Below are 18,899 nucleotides of genomic sequence, written 5' to 3'. Positions count from 1 at the left end.
GAAGGGGAAACGCCCGGTCCCATTCCGAACCCGGAAGCTAAGCCCTTCAGCGCCGATGGTACTGCACCCGCCAGGGTGTGGGAGAGTAGGACGCCGCCGGACAATCATTCAACGAAAGGCCCACCCCGCGAGGGGTGGGCCTTTCGTCGTTCCCCCGCGCACCCGCGCATGCGCCCGCCGGCTCGGTTGATCGGCGGATCACCGAGGGCACGTCTGACGTCCTGTCGGCCCGTTCGGCGGTGCGATGGGCGATCGGTGGTCGGCCGGTCTCCCGGTCGAGCCCGAGCCGTCGCGGAGGCGTGCGTCACCGGGCTCAGCGGACGAATCGCAGACCGCTCGCACGTCGTACCGGGCGCTGGACGGCTGCCCGCACGGCGTCGGTCGACCCGACGACCAGGACGTGCTCGCGCGCCCGCGTGATCGCCGTGTAGAGCAGCTCGCGCGTCAGCAGCGGCGAGGTCGCCGGCGGCAGCACCACCGTGACCTGCATGAACTGGCTGCCCTGCGCACGGTGCACCGTCATCGCGTGCACGGTCTCGACGGCGGGGAGGCGGTGGGGGCGGACGAGCCGTGGCGACCCCGGCTCGCCGAACGCCGCGACGACCCCGTCGTCGCCGTCGGCGACCACGACCCCCGTGTCGCCGTTGGACAGACCCGTGGTGCGGTCGTTGGTGGTGACGAGCAAGGGCCGCCCCGGAGGCCACGGCCCGCCCTGGAGCTCGTGCGTCGCCTCGCGGACCCACCGTTCGGCGAGGGCGGCCCACCGGGCGACGCCCGCCGGTCCGCGCCGGTGCGCGAGGAGCAGGCGGTGCGCCCCCAGCGCCTCGAGCGCGGCCTCGACGTCGCCGGCACGGGCCGCGGCGGTGATGCGGGCACCCGTCGTGCTGACCGCGCTGCGGATGGCAGGGACCTCGTCGTCGGCCGGGACCTCGGAGGCGGGCTCGACCAGCGCGGCGTGCGTGCCACCCGCGTGCAGGAGCGCGAGTGCCGTGTCGGCGTCGCCACGGCGAACGGCGTCGGCCAGCGCTCCCAGCTCATGACCGTAACGGTGCGGCACGACGAGCCGCACGACGCCCCCGTGCAGTGCCGCGGCGTCGCGCGCGTCGTCCAGGCCGCCGAGCCTGCCCGTACCGGCCTCCGAGGTGTCGTCCACCGCCTCGCTGGGTCGCGGCGCGGTCGGATCTCCCCGTCGCGTCGTCGGCGGCTCGGCCCTCGTCGCGTCGGGGACGTCGTCCGGGAGGAGGGCCGCGAGGCGCGCCGGCAGCAGCCCGTGGGGGACGGGGCGTGTCACCAGGTCACCGAGCACGGCACCCACCTCGACGGACGCAAGCTGGTCGGGGTCGCCCACGAGGACGAGCCGCGCGTCGGGCCGCAGCGCGTCGAGGACGCGCGCGAGCAGCGGCAACGACACCATCGACGCCTCGTCGAGCACCACGACGTCGTGCGGGAGGCGGTGCGTGCGGTCGTGCGCGAACCGTGTGCTCGACGGACGCCACCCGAGCAGGCGGTGGATCGTCGACGCGGTGAGCGCCGCCGCCCCGCCGCCCGCCGCCGTCCCTGTGCGGGTACCCGCCGTCGTCCCTGGTGCGGCGTCCGCCGGCCTACCTCGTGCGGCCTCCACCGCCCTGTCCCGCGACGACCCGGCACCACCGCCCTCGGCCGCGAGCCGTGCCAGCTCGGCGTTCACCGCCTCCTGCAGCCGCGCGGCGGCCTTCCCGGTGGGCGCGGCGAGCGCGACCCGCAGGTCGGGGCCCGCCACGTCCCGCAGCACCGCGACCAGCCGCGCGACGGTGGTCGTCTTGCCCGTGCCCGGTCCGCCGGTGAGGACCGTGAGCCGGGACAGCGCGGCGGTCGCGGCCGCCAGTCGCTGGCGGCCGTCCTGCGGACGCGCGAAGCGCGCGTGCACCGCCGTCCGCAGCGCGGCGTCGTCGACGTCGAGCAGGCCCAGCAGCCGCGCGTCCACGTCGCGGCGCACCACCTGCTCGTCGCGCCAGTAGCGGTCGAGGTACACACGGCCGTCCACCCACCGCACCGGGCGGTCGGCGGGGCCGTCCGTCCCGTCCGCGACCATCCGGCTGGCTCGCACGGCGGCCGTCCACTCCGTGAGGTCCGGCCACGGGAGCGCGACGTCGGGCGTCGGTGCGCCGGGGTCCTCGGGCGACCCCTCGGCCGCGAGCGTCGGGGCGTCTGCCAGGTCGACGCACACCGACCCCGACCGCACGGCGCGTACGGCCAGCGCGGCGGCCAGGTGGACTGTCGCGTCGTCCTCGCCGGTCAGGTCGCCCAGCCGCTCGGCGACGCGCACGTCGGCCGACGTCAGGACGCCCGCCGTGGCGAACACCCCCAGCAACGGGCCGGCGCGCCACGGCCGGCGCGGGTCGCCGGGGTCCACGTCCGCACCCGCGACGACGTCGGTGGCCACGTCTGCGCTCATCGTCCCGTCCCCCTGCCGTCGAGCAGCGCGGAGAGTGCCACGACCAGCGCCGACGGCGGCCGCCACGACACCACACCGCACGGCGAGCCGTCCACGACCGGTGTCGCCGGCCCGCACATGCCGCGCACGAAGAGGTACGCGCCGCCGCCCAGGTGCCGGTCGGGGTCGTACCCGGGCAGCCGCCACCGCAGGAACCGGTGCAACCCGACCGTGTACAGCAGCAGCTGCAGCGGGTAGTGCGCGTCCATCATCGCCAGGGTCGTCGCCGCGGGGCGGTAGTGCCACGCGGTGAGCGGCTCGTCCGGCGGGCCCAGCCGGTTCGTCTTGTAGTCGACGACGACGTACCGGGTGTCGCCGTCGACCTCCACCCGCAGGACGGCGTCGATGCTGCCGGTCAGGTACCCCCGCAGGGCCCCGGGGCGCGTCGCGGTGTCGTCGTGCAGCGCCTGCAGCCGTCCGGCGTACGGCGCGAACGGGTCGTCCGCGGGCAGGTGGGCGCGCAGCAGCGTGGCGACGTCCGCCAACGTCGCCGGGTGCCGCCCGGACGCGTCGAGGTCGCCGCCCGCCAACGGCAGCTCGAGGTCGAGCTCGGCGAGCCGGTCGCGCGGGGCGACCTGGGCGAGCGTCCGCCCGCCGAGCAGCGGGCCGCCCGGCGTGTGCAGGGCGGGCAGCAGAGCCCCGGCCAGCACGCCCGGGTCGATACCGAGCCCGGCGACGTACCCCGCGGCCTCGACGCAGCGCGCACGCAGCTCCGCCGCGAGGTCGTCCGCCGCGGTGTCGACGTGCTCGAGCACGTGGTGCACCAGCGTGCCGAACGCCGTCCCGCCCGGCAGGTCCGCCAGCGGCGACCGCACCGCACGCAGCGCGGCCGTCAGCGCGGGTTCCGGCGTGCTGCGCCCCAGGGCCTCCGGGTCGGGCCCCTCGGTGTCCCCGGCGCGCGGCGCACGCACCGGCACCGGGCCGTCGGACTCGTCCTGGATCCCGGGGTCCTCCGGCTCGTCGGCCACGCCGACCCTGTCGGGGGCCCCGGGGCCGGCCGGGCCGGCGTCGTGCGCCGCGGCGGTCAGCCCCGAGTAGGACGTCCGGCGCCACGTCGTGTCGACCGTCCGGTGCAGGTGAGCGACGTCCAGCGGGGCCAGCGGGCCGCGTTCGGGGGCCCACCGGACCGGCGCGGGCGCCTCGTCGACGGTCTCGTGCGCGACGGTCCCGCCCGACCGGTCAGCCAGTGCCTCGAAAGCCGCGGCGGCCTGGTCGTCGCGCGGCACCGGCACCGTGTCCGGCGGCAGGCCCAGCGCGTCGCGCGCCCCGAGCACCAGGCGCCCGACGGCCCCCGACGCCGACACGGTGCTCGGTGCCCACCACACGACGACCTGGCTGCTCGCCCGCGTGAGCGCGACGTACGCCAGGCGCAGGTCCTCACCGGCCTCCTCGGCCTGGTGGCGGGCACGCGCGGCCTCGTAGCCCGGGCTCCCCGGGCCGCCGACGTGCAGGCGTCGCGTGCCGTCCTCGTCGTGGTACCGCAGCACCGCCGGGGTGCGCGGGACGAAGCGGTCCCACGCGAAGGGCACCATCACGACCGGGAACTCCAGACCCTTCGCGGCGTGCACCGTGACGACCTGCACGGCGGCGGCGTCGGTCTCGAGGCGCCGGCTGCGCTCCTCGGCGTAGTCGCCGGCCGCCTCGCCGATGCGCGCCCGCAACCACTCCGTCAGCGCCGCGGCCCCGAGTCCCGCGTCGCGGGCGGCGGCGTGCAGCACCTCGCCGACGTGCCGCACGTCGGTCAGCGCGCGCTCGCCGTCGACGCGGGCGGCCAGCCGTTCGTGCAGGCCCGAGGCGGCCGCCGCCTGCAGCAGCGCCGCGACACCCTGGCCCGCGAGCACGTGGGACCAGCCGCGCAGCAGGTCCGCGAGGTCGTCGCGCTCGCGGTCCGCGGCACCCGCGAGCCGAGCAGCGTCCCACCCGACGAACGGCGTCAGTGCCGCGGCCGCGACGCGGGCCGCGTCACCCGTGGCCGCGAGCGCGCTCAGCAGCACCAGCCAGTCGCGGGCCGCCGACGTCGCGAAGACGCTCGACAGGCCCGACACCACCGCCGGCACCCCCGCCGCGACCAGGGCGTCGCGGACCGCCAGCGCGTCGGCGTTGCGACGCGCGAGCACCGCGACGTCACCGGGCAGGACGGGGCGCCACGCGTCCCCGTCGCGCAGCCTGCTGTCCCGCAGCGTCCGCACCACCTGGGCCGCGACGTCCCGGTGGATCAGCGAGCGCACGGCGTCGACCCGTGGCGCTGCGCTGCCCGCGCCCACGGCCCGCCGCGTCACCCGCCGCACGACGACCGGCGGGCCGCCCTCGAGCCGGCGTCCCTGCCGTGCGGCCTGCACCGGGTGCACCACGATCCGCGGGTCGCCCAGCGCGGCCCCGCCGAGCAGGTGGGCGAGCCCGTCGAGCACGGGCGCGTCGGCGCGCCAGCTGCGCCCCAGCGTCGAGGTCGTCGCGACGGCGCGCGCCGCCAGGTACGTGTGGACGTCCGCCCCGCGGAACGCGTAGATCGCCTGCTTGGGGTCGCCGATGAGCACGAGGGTCCGGTGGCCGTGGAACGCCGCGCGCAGGATCTCCCACTGCACCTCGTCGGTGTCCTGGAACTCGTCGACCATGACGACGCGGTACGGCGCGCGGACCCGCTCGGCCGCGGCCGCGCCGCTGACCGGGTCGGTCAGTGCGGCGTGCAGCAGCGTCAGCAGGTCGTCGTAGTCGACGACGTGCGCCGCCCGCCGCCGGCGGACCATCTCGCGCCGGACGGCACGCGCCAGGCGGTACCGGTGGTCCGGCGGGGTGCCCGGGGGAGCGTCGTCGGGGGCGAGGACGGCAGCGTGGTCGCTCACCGCGGCGCGGGCGACCTCGCGCGCCTCGGGGACGCTCAGGACGGGCCGCTCGGCGAACGCGTACGCGCCGAGGTACAGGTCGTCCACGACCTGCGCCTCCAGGTCGGCGACGTCGGGCAGCAGCGCGGCGCCGGGCTCGACGTGACCACCGCCGGTCGCGGTGCCCAGCGTGCGCAGCATCTGCTGGCAGAACCCGTGGGTCGTCGTGATGGTCGCGGCGTCAACCTCGGACAGCGCCACCGTCAGGCGGTCACGTCGGCGGGCGAGCTCGGCGTCGTCGACGTCCGCGAGGTGCCGCACGAGGACGTCGTCGCTCGCACGCGCGCCCGGCTCCCGCAGCGCCCGCTCGGTGGCGACCAGCCGGGCGCGCACGCGGTCCCGCAGCTCGCTGGTCGCCATCCTGCCGAACGTCACCAGCAGCAGCTCGGGCAGGCGGGCGTGGCCCTCCGCGACGTAGCGCGCCGTGAGGGCCGCGATGGTGAAGGTCTTGCCCGTGCCCGCGCTGGCCTCCAGCACGGTCGTGCCCGACGGCAGCGGGCCGCGCACGTCGAACACGTCGAGGCCGGTCGTGGCGGTCATACCGGCTCCCGTCCCTCGTGCGTCAGCAGGGCGTCCCACACGGTGCGCGCGAGCGCGCCCAGCAGGGTCGGCTCGTGCGGCCACGCCGCGCGGTCGGCGGGCGTGGGGTCGCCTGCCACGGCCGGCAGGGTGAACCCCTCGCCCCACGCGAGCACGTGGTACTCGTCCGTGTGCTCGAAGCGGTCCCGCAGCGTGTGCTCGGCGTCCGCGAGCGCACCGGCCGGGTCGTCGTGCCCGTGGCGGCGCTGCGCGTACGTGCCCCCGGCGGCCACGGGCAGCGGCAGCGGGGCGCGCAGCGCACGGTCGCGCACCGCGAGGAGGTCGGCGAGCAGGCGACGCGCGTCGTCCGCCGGCGGCGGGGACAGCCACGAGGTCATGGCCCGCGGGCGGCTGCCGACGGCACGGCCCACGGTCACCGCCCCGCGCACGGCCGGGGCGGCGGGATCCGCGGCGAGTGCGAGGAGCTGCACCCACGCACGCAGCCGGTGCTTGGCGCCGAGCCGCGCGTACACCGCACGCACCAGGACGTCGCCACGCACGCCGGGCACGGTCCCCACCAGGGTGCGCCCGCCGGGCAGCGGCACCGTGACGTCGACCGTCGTCGCGGGAACCGTCAGCACCGGGGCGGCGGCCTCGGCGACGGCGCTCACCCGCGTGGCGACGTCGGCCAGCGCGGCGCCGCCGAGGGTGCCCGGCGGCACCGCGCCGCGCCGCCGCTCGGCAGCCGCCGCACGGCCCAGGTCCACGCCCGACAGGACCGCCGTCAGCAGTCGGTCACCGGTGGCCCAGCCGTCGAGCGGCGCGAGCGTCAGCGGCAGGCGGTCGTCGAGGTCCTCGCTCTCGCCCGGCACCAGGACGCCCAGCCGGCGTCGCACGAACGCCTTGACGGGGTGCTCGAGCGCGGACACCAGGTCGTCGAGGTCCACGACGGGCTCCTCGAGGGGCGGCAACGGCGCCGTGAGCAGCGGAGGGCGGGGCGTGCGGGGGCCGCGGGCGACCTCGGCGGCCCGGCGGTCGACGGCGTCGAAGCTGAAAGGGCCCGGCCGGCCCAGCACACCTGCCGTGAAGTTGCGCTCGTCGACCGTCTGCAACGGGTGCTGGACGACGAACGCCTCCCGCGCGGTGCGTCCGCCGGCCGGCTCGACGGACTCGTCGACGGCGTCGAGGAGCTCGCCCACGGGCACGGCGGGCGGCCGCGGTGCGCCCGTGCGCTCGTCCGCGCCGCTGTGCACGACCACCAGGTGGTCGCCGGCGGCCATGACCGCGTCGAGGAACAGCTGGCGGTCCTCCGCGCGACGGTCGCGCTCACCGACCAGCGGGTCGCGGGCCAGCACGTCGTCGCCGTCGGGTGCGCCGCTGCGCGGGAACACGCCGTCGTCCATGCCCAGCAGGCACACCACGCGGTGCGGCACCGCACGCATAGGCTCCAGGGAGCACACCGTCAGCGCGCCGGTACGGAACCCCGCGCGCGTCGGGCGGCCCGCGAGCCGCGGCTCAAGGAGGGCGACGACGTCGCTCAGGCGCAGGGGCACGTCGGTGCCCGCGGCCGACGCACGCGCGTCCGCGAGCACGGCGCGCGCACCGACCTCCTGCCACGCGTCGGCCGGGTCGGCGGCCGCCAGCAGGACGAGCGCACGCTCGAGCGCGTCGAACCACGCGTCGGCGGGCCGCACCCCGTCGAGCTCGTCCAGCAGCGCGGTGACCCGGTCGACGAGCTCGGCGACGCGGCCGGCGAGGTCCACGTCCGTGCTGTCCACGTCGTCCAGGGGCAGGGCCGACCCGACGAACCGCTGGTCCTCCTCGGCCATCGCGACGCCCAGCAGCAGCCGGTCGGTGGCGGTGCGCCAGGTGCCCTGCGCGACCCGGCCGAGCCCGAACCGCTCCCTGCGGTCCAGGTCCTCGCCCCACCGCACCCCCGACTCGAGCGCCCACGCGCGCAGCTGCTCGACGGCCGCGTCGTCGAACCCGAAGCGGCGGCGCACGGCGGGCAGGCCGGCGAGGTCCACGACGCCCGACGCGGTGACCCGCGACCCCGCCAGCTCCAGGAGCACCGCGACCACCCGCAGCAGGGGGTTGGTGCGCGCCGGTGCGCGATCGGCCACGCGCACGCGCAGCGTGCGTCCGGGGTGGACGGGTGTGGCGTCGTGCCGGGCGGGCGGGCCGCCGCCGTCGGCGGGGGTCGCCGGGGCGCCGAACGCCGCCACGACCAGCGGCGCGAACGCCTCGACGTCCGGGCAGAGCACGACGACGTCCCGCGGCTGCAGCGTCGGGTCGTCCGCGAGCAGGCCCAGCACGACCTCGCGCAGCACCTCGACCTGACGTCCGCGGCCGTGGCAGGAGTGCACCTGCACGGTGCGGTCCTCGGGGCCGGCAGCGACGCGGGTCGTGGGGCGCTCGTCGGCGCGCAGCGCCGCCTGCAGCGCGCCGAGCACGGTCGCCGGCGGCGGCGGGGCCGGGTGGTGCGTGACGTCGGCGCCCGTGCCGGTCAGCCGGAGCCCCAGCTCGGTGGCGTCGCGGGCCGCCGACGCGAGCAGGGGGTGCACGGCGACGGTCGGCACGGCGCTGCGACGGGGGGCGACGCCCGACGCGCCCGCGGCGGACGTCGCCGCCCGCTGCCACAGGCGCGGCGAGGGGTGGGGGAGCCAGACGTGCACGTCGCGGTGCGCGGCGAGGGCGGTCAGCACGTCGACGTGGGCCTGCGGCAGCCGGGTCGGCCCGAGGACCGACAGCCGCGGGGGAAGGTCCACCACGCCCGGGTCCGCACGCAGCGTGCGCACGGCGTCGTCGAGGAGCTCGGCGGGCCCGGGGACCCCGACGGCGGCGCGCACGGCCCGCCACAGCGACGCCTGCCACACCAGGTCCGGCGGCAGGGGGGCGCCGGCGCCGTCCTCGTCCCGTCCCGCGGCCCAGGCCGCGACGAGCGAGGGCCGTTGGGCCGCGTACGCGGCGAACGTCCCGGCGAGCCGCTGCGCGAGGCGCAGCCGCCGCCCGGCGTGCACGTCCTGGCGGTCGTCGGGGTCGACGAGGTGCCGCCGCAGCGGACGGGCCCACGGGACGTCCTGTGCGACGGCGTCGTCCACGGCGCGCAGGACGTGCCACACGAGGCGTTCGGGCTCCCACGGGTCGTCGTCGCGCGAGGTGCCGGTGGCCGCCGCGACGGCCTCGCGCACCAGGCGCGTGGGTGGCTCGAAGTCGATGCGGGCGCAGACACCGCCCTCCCCGTCCGCTCCGGCGCCCAGGCGGTGGGACAGCCGCTGCGCGACCCACCGCTCGACCCCGCGCGTGGGCACGGCCACCACCTCACGGGCGAACGGGTCGGTCCCGGGCGGCACGTCCGCCAGCACGTCGGCGAGCGCGTCGACGAGCACGTCCGCACGTTCGGCGGTGTGCACCCGCAGGGCGCGCGTCGCGGCCGTCGCGGACCGTCCGTGCCCCGTCGTCGTCACCCGAGGCACGGTAGCGAACCGCGGGGACACCGACGCTCCCGTCCACAGGCCCGCGCCCCGCACGTCCTGCAGGGCGCCGCGGGTCCCGTCAGGACCAGGTGCCGCGCGCGCGCAGCACGTCACGCAGCAGGTCGGCGCGGTCGGTGACCAGACCGTCCACACCGAGGTCCAGCAGGCGGTGCATCTCGTCCGGGTCGTTCACGGTCCACACGTGCACGGCGCGGCAGGCGGCGTGGGCCGCGGCGACGGTGCCGGCGTCGACCACCCGCAGCCGGCCCTGCGCGACCGGCACCTGCAGCGCGTCCACCTCCCGCAGCGCCTGCGCCGCGAGCCGCGTGGCGTGCGCCCGGTGCGCGAGGAGGAACCGGGCGACCTCGCCCGTCGCGGCCGACGTCGCCACCGGACGGCTCAGCCGCGCCACCGTCGCGCGCCGGCGCGCGGCGGAGAAGGACGCCACGCACACGCGGTCGTGCGACGCGGTGCGCTCGACCGCCTCCGCGACGGGCCCGACGGCGTGCTCGCTCTTGACGTCGACGTTGACCCGCAGGTCCGGCCAGGTGCCGAGCACGTCGACCAGCATCGGCACCGGGTCGACGCCACCGATGCGGGCGCGGCGGACCAGCGACCACGGCAGCTCGGACACCATGCCCTCGCCGTCCGTCGTCCGGTCCAGGGTCTCGTCGTGCAGCGCCACCGCGACACCGTCGGCCGTCGCGTGCGCGTCCGTCTCCACGTACCGGAACCCGAGGTCGACGGCCGCCCCGAACGCGGTCAGGGAGTTCTCCCGGCCGTCGAGAGCGAAGCCCCGGTGGGCGAGGGCGACGACGCCGCCGGGGTCCTGGAAGTACGGGTGGCGCACGGGCGCATTCCCGGGGACGTCCTGGCTCGCGTGCACAGGTCCACTGTCACCCGGTGCGGGCCCGGAGGCCTGCGCGGGCACGAGGTTTTCACCCGCTGGTCGGCCGCCCGACGCCTGCGGGACGCGCGCGGGCGACGGCCCGGTGGCCCGCCGCCCGCGCCCGCTCACGCGGCGGACGTGCCCGTGGCCTGCGGCAGCAGCCGCTCGACCACGTCCGCGAGCGTCACGACCAGCGTGCGCTCGCCGCCCGTGAGGACCGCCAGGTGGTGGCGGCCCTCCCGCATGCCGGCGAACGCGGTGGCCACCAGGGTGTCGCCCGGCAGCTCGTACACCGGTCGGACGAACGGCGCCGCGGCGTCCGACGGTGCGCTCGTGAGCGTGTCGCGCACGTGCACGACGCCCGTCACCGCGCCGGCGTCGCCGACGAGGATGCGCAGGTGGCCGCTGTCGAGGGACGCACGCTGCACGTCCTGGACCGTGGCCGTCGTCGGCACCGTGACCGGCACCGCGCCGGGGTCGGCGAGGTCGCGCACCGTGATGCGCTGCAGCTCCAGGGCCTGCGACAGCTGTGCGGAGAACGACGCGTCCAGCGCGCCCACGTTCGCCGAGTGCTCCACGAGGTGGCGCAGGGACGCCGGGTCGGTGACGGCGACCATCTCGTCGACCGGCTCGACGCCCACGCGCCGCAGCATGCGGTTCGCGGACTCGTTGAGCGCCCGCAGCACGGGCCGGACGGCCCACATGAACGCCCGCATCGGGATGGCGAGCAGCTGCGCGGACGCCTCGGGGTGCGCGATGGCCCACGACTTCGGGGCCATCTCGCCGACGACCAGGTGCAGGAACGTCACGATGATCAGCGCGAGCACGAAGCCCACCACGTCGGCGGGCACGGCGGGCAGGCCCCACGTCGCGAACAGCGGCGTGAGCCAGTGGTGCACGGCGGGCTTGGTGATGGCACCGAGCGCCAGCGTGCAGGCCGTGATGCCCAGCTGGGCACCGGCCAGCAGGACGGTCAGCTCGTGGGAGCTGCGCAGCGCGGCGCGGGCCGTGCGGCTCGTGGCCGCGGCGTCCTCGAAGCGGTGGCGGCGCGCGGCCAGCATGGCGAACTCGACCGCGACGAAGAACGCCGACAGGGCGATGATCGCGACGGTCGTGGCGACGACGACCCAGGGGTTGCTCATCGGTGGGCCTCCTGCTGCGTCGTGGTCTGCGCGTCGGTGGCGTCCTCGACGCTGAGGCGGACGCGTGCGGGCACGTGCCGCTCGACGTCCAGCACCTCGATGCGCAGCACCTGCGCGGGTGGCTCCTCGTCGTCCACGAGGTGGGCGGGGTCGGGTGCCAGCGGCACCTCGACGACCGTGCCCTGCGGCGGCAGGGCGCCGTACGCGTCGATGGCCAGGCCGGCGATCGTCTCGTAGTCGTCGCGCGGCAGGTCACGCCCCAGGGCGCGCTCCACCTCGTCGACGTGGACGTCGCCCGCGACGATCCAGGACCCGTCGGCCTGCTCGGTCGCGTCGGCCGCGTCGAGCGGGTCGTGCTCGTCGTGGATCTCGCCCACGAGCTCCTCGGCGACGTCCTCCATCGAGAGCGCGCCGGCGAAGCCGCCGTACTCGTCGATGACGACGGCGAGCTGGTTGTCGGACGCCAGCAGGAGGCGCACGGCGTCGGGCAGCGACATCGACTCGGGGACCAGGGTGGCGGGACGCTGCAGATCTGCCGCCGTGGCCGTCGCGTCGGTGCACCGCAGCACGTCGGGCAGGTGCACGACGCCCGTCACGGACTCCTCGTCCAGCACCGGGTAGCGCGAGTGCCCGTCGGACATGAGCTCGCGCAGCCGGGCGACCGGCGTGTCCGGGGTGACCGTGTCGACGCGTGAGCGCGGCACCATGGCGTGCTCGACGTCGCTGGCGGGGAAGTCGAGGATGCGGTCCAGCAGCACCGACAGCTCGCGCGGGAGGTCGACGGAGTCCGCGACGATGTGTTCGAGGTCGCGCGCGGTGGCGGAGTGCTCGACGTCGTGGACGGGCTCGATGCCCAGGACCTTGAGCAGCGCGTTGGACGCCGCGTCGAAGATGCGGATGAGCCAGCCGAAGGCGCGCAGGTACCAGATGGTCGACGTCGCGAGCCGCACCGCGGTGGCCTCGGGACGGGCGATCGCGAGGTTCTTGGGGAACAGCTCGCCGACCAGCATCTGCACGAACGTCGAGAACAGCAGGGCCAGCACGGTGCCGATGGCGATGCCGACGCCCGTCGGCACGTCCACCAGGCCCAGCGCCTCACCGAACGCCTCGCCGATGAGGGGCTCGGCCACGTACCCGACGAGCAGGCCCGTGACGGTGATGCCGAGCTGGGCGCCCGACAGCATGAAGGACGTGCGCCGCGTGACGTCGAGCGCCTTGCGCGCACCGACGTCACCGGCCTCCGCCCGCGCCGCCAGGCGGGAGCGGTCGACGGACATGTAGCCGAACTCCTGGGCCACGAAGTACGCGGTCGCCGCGGTGATGGCCAGCACGACGACCACGCCGAGCAGGAGACTCAGGATCCACATCGGAGCCCCACCTCCCGTCGCGTGGTCGCGTCGCAGGGGTGGGGCACGGGACTGTGCCCCGGACTGTCGGGGTCCATCGGTTCTCCAGTGTCGACTGAGGGGTCGGGGGTGCAACGGCTCCGGCGTCCGTACGGTTCCCGCCGCCGTGGCGGGCGTGCGGTGACCTCCGTCACGCGCTCGCCGCCCCCGGGCGGTCCGCCGCGTACCGGCGAGCGCACCCGGCACGAGGCGGAGCCGGGCGACGGCGTCGGGCGGCAGGCGGGTGGTCTCCCCGTCGTGCGCGAGGACGACGCCGACGCCGTCCGCGCCCGCGTGGACCGTGAGGTCCGACGTCGTGCGCTGCCGCACGAGCATACGGCGACGCACGGGGGGGAGCGCCCGCAGCAGCCGCGTCCCCGGGCCGCCGGCGGACCACGTGCGCCACCCGTCGGGGGCCTGGGCATCCGGCGCCGGGCGCGGCAGGCTGTCGTCATGACGTCCGGTGACGAGGCGCGGCTGCAGGAGCTGCGGCTGCTGCGGGCGGTGCGGGACCGCATCGACCGCGACCACGCGCAGCCGCTGGACGTCGCCGCGCTCGCGCGCGGGGCGCACATGTCGGCCGGCCACCTGAGCCGGCGGTTCCGCGCCGTCTACGGCGAGTCGCCGTACAGCTACCTCATGACCCGGCGCATCGAGCGTGCCATGACGCTGCTGCGGCGCGGCGACCTGAGCGTCACCGAGGTCTGCTTCGCGGTCGGCTGCTCGTCGTTGGGGACGTTCAGCACCCGCTTCTCCGAGCTGGTGGGCATCCCGCCGTCGCAGTACCGGCGGCTCGCGGCGCGGGACGGCGCGGGGGAGGGTGCGGGGAACGGCGCGGCGGACGGCGTCGGTGACCTCGCAGGGCTGCCGAGCTGTGTCACCAAGCAGGTGATGCGGCCGCGGCGGCATCGGTCAGGATCCGAGAAGCCGACACCGGCCCCGCGCTCCTAGCGTGGACGGCATGGACCTGCTCATCCACTACACCTTCCTCCCCGCCGACGACCCCGAGGCCTCGCTCGCGTTCTACCGCGACGTGCTCGGCTTCGAGGTCCGCAACGACGTCGGCTACGGCGACATGCGCTGGATCACCGTCGGCCCGCCCGCGCAGCCGCAGACGTCGATCGTGCTGCACCCGCCGGCCGCCGACCCGGGCATCACCGACGACGAGCGGCGCACCATCGCCGAGCTCATGGCGAAGGGGGCGTACGCGTCGGTGGTCCTCGCGACGTCCGACGTGGACGCCGTGTTCTCGCGGGTGCAGGCGGGTGGCGCCGAGGTCGTCCAGGAGCCGATGGACCAGCCGTACGGGACCCGCGACTGCGCGTTCCGCGACCCGGCGGGGAACATGGTGCGCATCAACCGCCTGTGACCTGGGCGGGAGGTTCCCCCGCCGGGTGATCTCGGGCCGGGTGGCGCCGGATCGAACAGGTGTTCGATAGTCTGAGGGCATGCACGACCGCACCACCCCGCCCCGACCCCCGGCCCGTGACGTCGCCAACAGCGAGGTCCCCGACGGTATCCCGACGCGCCCGCAGGGGGACGTCGCCGTCGTGGTGCGGCTGGTCTGGTCCGACGGCTCCGAGGAGTGGCGCGCGGCGCGCGCGATCCGGTGGACGCGCACGCACGTGATGGTCGCGTGGCGCGAGCACGACACCGACCCGCGCTCGGAGCGCCACACGTGGCTGCGGGCCGGGGACGTCGCGCGCTCCGTGAGCTGGTTCGTCCCGCCGGACCGCACGCCCGCCTGACGTGCCTGGCACCCGCGGTGGCGTCAGTCGCCGGTCCGGTCGTCGGGCCCCTCGAGCAGCAGGGCGGCGTGCTCGGTCCGCACGAGGTAGTCGTGCAGCGTGCGGCGGCTGCGCGAGAGGCACGCGATGCGGGCGTCGAGGTCGGCGAGCTGGGCGAGCAGCTCGTCGGCGACGGTGCGCGGGCACGAGGGTGGCACCTCCTGCGCCGGGGCGTCCTCGAGGTCGAGGAGCAGCTTGACCAGACGCGTCGGGACGCCGGCGCGGACGAGCCCGGCGACCCGCGCCACCTGGGCGACGTCGTCCTCGCCGTAGCTGCGGTACGTGTTGTCCTCCCGCGCGGGCGCGAGAAGGTCCTGCTCCTCGTAGTAGCGCAGCAGGCGAGGTGGGACGCCCGTCCTGCGCGCGAGCTCACCGATCCGCACGGCTGCCTCCCCGGGGGTTGACCTTCACACCGATGTCAGACTTTACCGTCGTGTGATGCAGACCACACGCCCGCTCCTCGTCCTGGCCGCCGGCACGTTCGTCATGGTGACCGCGGAGATGGTGCCGATGGCGGTGCTTCCGCAGATGGGCGCGGACCTCGGTGTCGGGCCCGGCCGCATCGGGCTGCTCGTCTCGCTGTGGGCGCTCACCGTCGTCGTGCTCTCGATCCCGCTCGTGCGCCTCACCGCGCGGTGGCCACGGCGCGACGTCGTCGTCACCGCCATGGCGGTGCTCGCGCTCTCGGGCGCGCTCACCGCACTCGCCGACGCCTACCTGCCGGTGCTCGCGGCCCGGCTGCTCGGTGCCGCGGCGTGCGGTCTGCTGTGGGCGAGCGTCGTGCCGCTCACGGCCGACCTCGTGCCCCGCGACCGGATGCCCTCCGCGATCGCGATCGTGCTCGCCGGGGCGACCGTCGGCGGCGCGCTCGGCGTGCCGCTCGCAGGGTTCGCCGCCACGACCGTCGGATGGCGCACCGCGTCCGGGGTGCTCGCCGGGCTCGCCGCCGTCGTGGCCGTCGCCACCCGGGTCGTCGTCCGCACCCCGGCGGAGACGGCCGCAGGAACCGACGACGCGGAGGGCGACGGGGGTGCCCTGCTCCCGGTCGTCGTGACGCTCGTCCTCACCGCGCTCGTCCTCGTCGGCCACTACGCCGGCTACACCTTCGTGACCGCCCTCGTCGCGCCGGCCGCGGCCGCGACGCCCGGGGGCACGGTGACGCTGCTGCTCGTGCTCGGCATCGCGTCCGCCGGCGGCGTCGTGCTCGCGGGACGTGTCCCGGTGGCACGGGTCGGCGCGGCGCTCGCGGTCGCCGCGGCCGGGACGGCCCTCGGCCTCGGGCTCCTCGTCGTCGCGCAGCCGCCCGCCGCCGCGGTCCCCGTCCTCGTGCTGTGGGGCGTCGCGAGCGGCGCGCTGCCCCCGCTCACGCAGACGGACGTCATGCTCGCCGCCGGGCTGCGGTGGCGGGCGGTCGCCGGAGCGCTCGTCCCGGTCGTCCTCAACCTCGGCGTCGCCACGGGTGCCGCGGCCGGCAGTGCCGTCGTCGCGGGCCGGGGCACGGAGGGGCTGCCGCTGCCCGCCGCGCTGGTCGTCGCCGCGGCAGCCGCAGCGCTGGCCGTCGCTCACCGCACGCGCCGCGCGACCGCCTTGCCGACCTCGCACAGCAGGAACACACCCACCGCGAACGCGGCCGTCAGGCCCCAGTCGCGCCAGCCGATCGGCGCGGACCCGAACCAGGAGTGCATGAAGGGCGCGTAGGTGAACACCACCTGCAGCACGGCGAGTGAGCCGATGGCGATCCACACGACCCGGTTGCCCGTGAGCACCCGCCACGTCAGCGACGAGCCGTTGAGGAACCGGCACGAGAAGAGGAAGGCCGTCTGCCCGAGCGCGAGCATCGTCACGGCCGACGTCTGCGCGATGCCGTCGCTCGCCCCCAGGTCCTTCTCGATCAGGTACACGGCCAGCGTCGTGCCGCCGATGAGCAGCGAGGCCCACACGACGACCACGAGCGAGGGGCGCGACAGCACCGACTCCTTCGGCGAGCGGGGTGGCCGTTCCATGATCCCGGGCTCCGCGGGCTCGTACGCCAGGGCCAGCGACAACGTGATCGCGGTGACCAGGTTGACCCACAGGATCTGCACGGGGGTCAGCGGCAGCGCCAGCCCGAACAGCACGGCGACGAGGATCACCAGCGACTGGGCGCCGTTGGTGGGCAGCAGGAAGACGACGGACTTGCGGATGTTGTCGTAGATCCGCCGCCCTTCCTCGACGGCCCGCTCGATGGTCGCGAAGTTGTCGTCCGCCAGGACGATCTCCGCGGCCTCCTTGGTCGCCTCGGTGCCCTTGATGCCCATCGCGATGCCGATGTCGGCCCGGGTCAGCGCGGGCGCGTCGTTGACCCCGTCGCCCGTCATCGCCACGACCTCGTGGTGCGACTGCAGTGCGCGCACGATCCGGATCTTGTGCTCCGGGCTGGTGCGGGCGTACACGTCGACGTCCCGGACGCGCGTGCGCAGCTGCTCCTGGCTCATCGCCTCGAGCTCGGCGCCGGTGAGCGCGGTGACCTCCTCGCCGTGCCGCACGATGCCCAGCTCGCGGGCGATCGCCACGGCCGTGCCCGCGTGGTCGCCCGTGATCATCTTCACCGCGATGCCCGCGCGGTGGCAGTCGGCGATCGCCGCGACGGCCTCGGGCCGCGGCGGGTCGACGATGCCCACGAGGCCGAGGAAGGTCAGGCCCGTGTCCACGTCGTCCAGCTCGAGCGTCGTCGTGCCGGGTGCCGCGGGGCGCTCGGCCGCGGCGAGGACCCGCAGACCCTGCCCGCCCAGCTCCTCGACGGCGTGCTCCCAGCGCTCGCGGTCCAGCGGCACCGCCGTGCCCGACGGGCCACGCTGCGTGGTCGCGCGGTCCAGCAGCCGGTCCGGCGCGCCGACGACGTGCACGCGCCGGCTGCCGTCGGGCAGCTCGTCGAGCGTCGCGGACAGCTTGTTCGCGGACTCGAAGGGCACCACGGCGACCCGCCGGGCGTCGTCGGTGCGGGCGTCCGTCTTGAGCGCCAGCGTGCGCAGCGCTCCCTCGGTGGGCTGACCGACGATGCCCCAGCGGCCGTCGTCGTCCGCGACCACGCGGGCGTCGTTGCACAGGGCGCCCGCGCGCACCAGCGCCGCCAGGTCGGGGTGCGTGGCGATGCTCGCGGGGGACCCGTCCAGCGTCACGCCCCCGGTCGGCTCGTACCCCAGGCCCTCCACGTCGTACCGGTGCTCGGCGGTGACCACCGTGCGGGCGGTCATCTCGTTCTTCGTCAGCGTCCCGGTCTTGTCCGAGCAGATCGTGGTGACCGACCCCAGGGCCTCGACCGCCGGCAGCTTGCGGGTGATCGCGTGGCGCCGGGCCATCTGCTGCACGCCGAGCGCGAGCGTGATCGTCACCAGCGCGGGCAGGCCCTCCGGCACCGCGGCCACGGCGAACCCGATCGCCGCCGAGACGAGGTCCGGCAGGGCGAAGTCGTGGACCATGCGTCCGATCACGAGCATCGCGAACGCCATGACGAGGATCGCCCGGGACAGCAGCGTGCCCAGGCGCGTGAGCTGGCGCTTGAGCGGCGTCTGCAGGTGGTCGACGTCCGCGATCAGCGACTGGATGCGCCCGATCTCGGTCGCCGCCCCCGTCCCGGTCACGACCCCCAGGCCGGTGCCGGCCGCGACGATCGTGCCGGAGAACAGCATGCTGGCGCGGTCCCCGACGCCCGCGTCGGCCCCCACCGGGGCGACGTCCTTCGCCGCGGGCACGGACTCCCCGGTCAGGGCGGACTCGTCCACCTGCAGGTTCGTCGCCTCGACGAGGCGCACGTCGGCCGGGACCTTGTCGCCCGACCGCACGCGCACGACGTCACCGGGCACGAGCGTCCGGGAGTCCACGTCGGTCCACTGCCCGTCGCGGCGCACCGTGGCCGACAGCGACAGCATCGTGCGGATGCCGTCCAGCGCGCGCTCCGCCTGCCCCTCCTGCAGGAACCCGACCAGCGCGTTGACCACGGCGACGACCAGGATGACCGTGAAGTCGACCCAGTCGCCGAGGAACGCCTTGAGCACCGCCGCGGCGAGCAGGATGTAGATGAGGACGTCGTCGAAGTGGCGCAGGAGACGCACCAGGGCGCCCGGTCGCGGCGGCGTCGGCAGCCGGTTGGGGCCGACCCTCGCCAGCCGCGCGTCGGCCTCGGCGGACGAGAGCCCGTCGGCCGTGGTGCCGAGCCGGGCGAGCACCTCGGACGCGTCCTGCGCGTACGGGCGGTCGCCGCCCCCGTGCTCCTGGTCGGCGGCGGCGTGGTGCGGAGGGTCGTCGTGTGCCGTGCTCGTCATGCGTCACCTCGGTGTGGCAGGGCCGCGCTCCGCTCCTCGCATCGTGAC

General features: G+C 76.3%; 11 protein-coding genes, 1 rRNA gene and 1 pseudogene. 5 read left to right on the top strand and 8 right to left on the bottom strand.

Features of this window, described 5'->3' with window-relative positions; translation table 11 throughout:
- A 5S ribosomal RNA gene (gene rrf / locus J1G43_RS18775) occupies positions 1 to 102 on the top strand; the annotation flags it as partial.
- A gap of 211 nt (positions 103 to 313) precedes the next feature.
- Here the strand turns inward: rrf and J1G43_RS18770 are convergent.
- From J1G43_RS18770 to J1G43_RS18745, 6 genes are all read right to left on the bottom strand, one after another.
- Complete coding sequence (locus J1G43_RS18770; protein WP_207379074.1) at positions 314 to 2,434, bottom strand: AAA family ATPase; 2,121 nt, start codon at positions 2,432 to 2,434, stop codon at positions 314 to 316.
- Positions 2,431 to 5,892, bottom strand: a complete 3,462-nt coding sequence (locus tag J1G43_RS18765) for a UvrD-helicase domain-containing protein (RefSeq protein ID WP_207340889.1) — start codon at positions 5,890 to 5,892, stop codon at positions 2,431 to 2,433. Before J1G43_RS18765 ends, J1G43_RS18770 begins: the two co-directional genes overlap by 4 nt.
- Entirely contained in the window at positions 5,889 to 9,338 is a 3,450-nt protein-coding gene (recC, locus tag J1G43_RS18760) for an exodeoxyribonuclease V subunit gamma (protein WP_307859668.1), read from the bottom strand. Before recC ends, J1G43_RS18765 begins: the two co-directional genes overlap by 4 nt.
- Positions 9,339 to 9,426: 88 nt before the next feature.
- Positions 9,427 to 10,233, bottom strand: coding sequence for a glycerophosphodiester phosphodiesterase family protein (locus tag J1G43_RS18755; protein WP_374191816.1), 807 nt, complete (start codon positions 10,231 to 10,233; stop codon positions 9,427 to 9,429).
- Between the two features lie 128 nt (positions 10,234 to 10,361).
- Positions 10,362 to 11,378: a CNNM domain-containing protein gene (locus J1G43_RS18750; RefSeq protein WP_207340890.1), complete on the bottom strand. Its 1,017-nt coding sequence runs from the start codon at positions 11,376 to 11,378 to the stop codon at positions 10,362 to 10,364.
- The gene (locus J1G43_RS18745; protein WP_207340891.1) at positions 11,375 to 12,745 is read right to left on the bottom strand and encodes a hemolysin family protein; all 1,371 of its coding nucleotides are present in this window, start codon (positions 12,743 to 12,745) and stop codon (positions 11,375 to 11,377) included. The genes J1G43_RS18750 and J1G43_RS18745 overlap by 4 nt, the downstream gene beginning before the upstream one ends.
- A 471-nt stretch (positions 12,746 to 13,216) precedes the next feature.
- On the opposite strand from J1G43_RS18745, the gene J1G43_RS18740 reads away from it, so the two are divergent.
- The 3 genes from J1G43_RS18740 to J1G43_RS18730 all read left to right on the top strand — a co-directional run bounded on the left by J1G43_RS18740 (position 13,217) and on the right by J1G43_RS18730 (position 14,511).
- Positions 13,217 to 13,714, top strand: a complete 498-nt coding sequence (locus J1G43_RS18740) for a helix-turn-helix transcriptional regulator (protein WP_207340893.1) — start codon at positions 13,217 to 13,219, stop codon at positions 13,712 to 13,714.
- Between the two features lie 10 nt (positions 13,715 to 13,724).
- Complete coding sequence (locus J1G43_RS18735) at positions 13,725 to 14,132, top strand: VOC family protein (protein WP_207371520.1); 408 nt, start codon at positions 13,725 to 13,727, stop codon at positions 14,130 to 14,132.
- Positions 14,133 to 14,211: 79 nt separating this feature from the next.
- Complete coding sequence (locus J1G43_RS18730) at positions 14,212 to 14,511, top strand: hypothetical protein (RefSeq protein ID WP_207340895.1); 300 nt, start codon at positions 14,212 to 14,214, stop codon at positions 14,509 to 14,511.
- Positions 14,512 to 14,534: 23 nt separating this feature from the next.
- Here J1G43_RS18730 and J1G43_RS18725 read toward each other — a convergent pair whose 3' ends face one another.
- The gene (locus J1G43_RS18725; RefSeq protein WP_207379073.1) at positions 14,535 to 14,933 is read right to left on the bottom strand and encodes a MerR family transcriptional regulator; all 399 of its coding nucleotides are present in this window, start codon (positions 14,931 to 14,933) and stop codon (positions 14,535 to 14,537) included.
- A 55-nt stretch (positions 14,934 to 14,988) separates the two neighbouring features.
- Here J1G43_RS18725 and J1G43_RS19280 point away from each other — a divergent pair.
- Positions 14,989 to 15,951 (top strand): annotated as a pseudogene (locus J1G43_RS19280) (MFS transporter); the annotation flags it as partial.
- Positions 15,952 to 16,112: 161 nt separating this feature from the next.
- Here J1G43_RS19280 and J1G43_RS18720 read toward each other — a convergent pair.
- A complete protein-coding gene (locus J1G43_RS18720) occupies positions 16,113 to 18,851 on the bottom strand; it encodes an HAD-IC family P-type ATPase (protein WP_207379072.1) in 2,739 nt (912 codons plus the stop codon).
- Positions 18,852 to 18,899: the final 48 nt, after the last annotated feature.

It is taken from the genome of Cellulomonas sp. zg-ZUI22, from assembly GCF_017353535.1.
Classification (GTDB): Bacteria; Actinomycetota; Actinomycetes; order Actinomycetales; family Cellulomonadaceae; genus Cellulomonas; species Cellulomonas wangleii.
The sequence above is the reverse complement of the archived record's forward strand: the minus strand, read 5'-3'. Positions and strand labels throughout refer to the sequence as shown.

Bases quoted from the DNA above. Each gene is read 5' to 3' on its own strand.
- J1G43_RS18740 (WP_207340893.1), top strand. From the start codon at position 13,217: ATGACGTCCGGTGACGAGGCGCGGCTGCAGGAGCTGCGGCTGCTGCGG.
- J1G43_RS18730 (WP_207340895.1), top strand. From the start codon at position 14,212: ATGCACGACCGCACCACCCCGCCCCGACCCCCGGCCCGTGACGTCGCC.
- J1G43_RS18765 (WP_207340889.1), bottom strand. From the start codon at position 5,892: ATGACCGCCACGACCGGCCTCGACGTGTTCGACGTGCGCGGCCCGCTG.
- J1G43_RS18720 (WP_207379072.1), bottom strand. From the start codon at position 18,851: ATGACGAGCACGGCACACGACGACCCTCCGCACCACGCCGCCGCCGAC.
- J1G43_RS18750 (WP_207340890.1), bottom strand. From the start codon at position 11,378: ATGAGCAACCCCTGGGTCGTCGTCGCCACGACCGTCGCGATCATCGCC.
- J1G43_RS18770 (WP_207379074.1), bottom strand. From the start codon at position 2,434: ATGAGCGCAGACGTGGCCACCGACGTCGTCGCGGGTGCGGACGTGGAC.
- J1G43_RS18745 (WP_207340891.1), bottom strand. From the start codon at position 12,745: ATGTGGATCCTGAGTCTCCTGCTCGGCGTGGTCGTCGTGCTGGCCATC.
- J1G43_RS18735 (WP_207371520.1), top strand. From the start codon at position 13,725: ATGGACCTGCTCATCCACTACACCTTCCTCCCCGCCGACGACCCCGAG.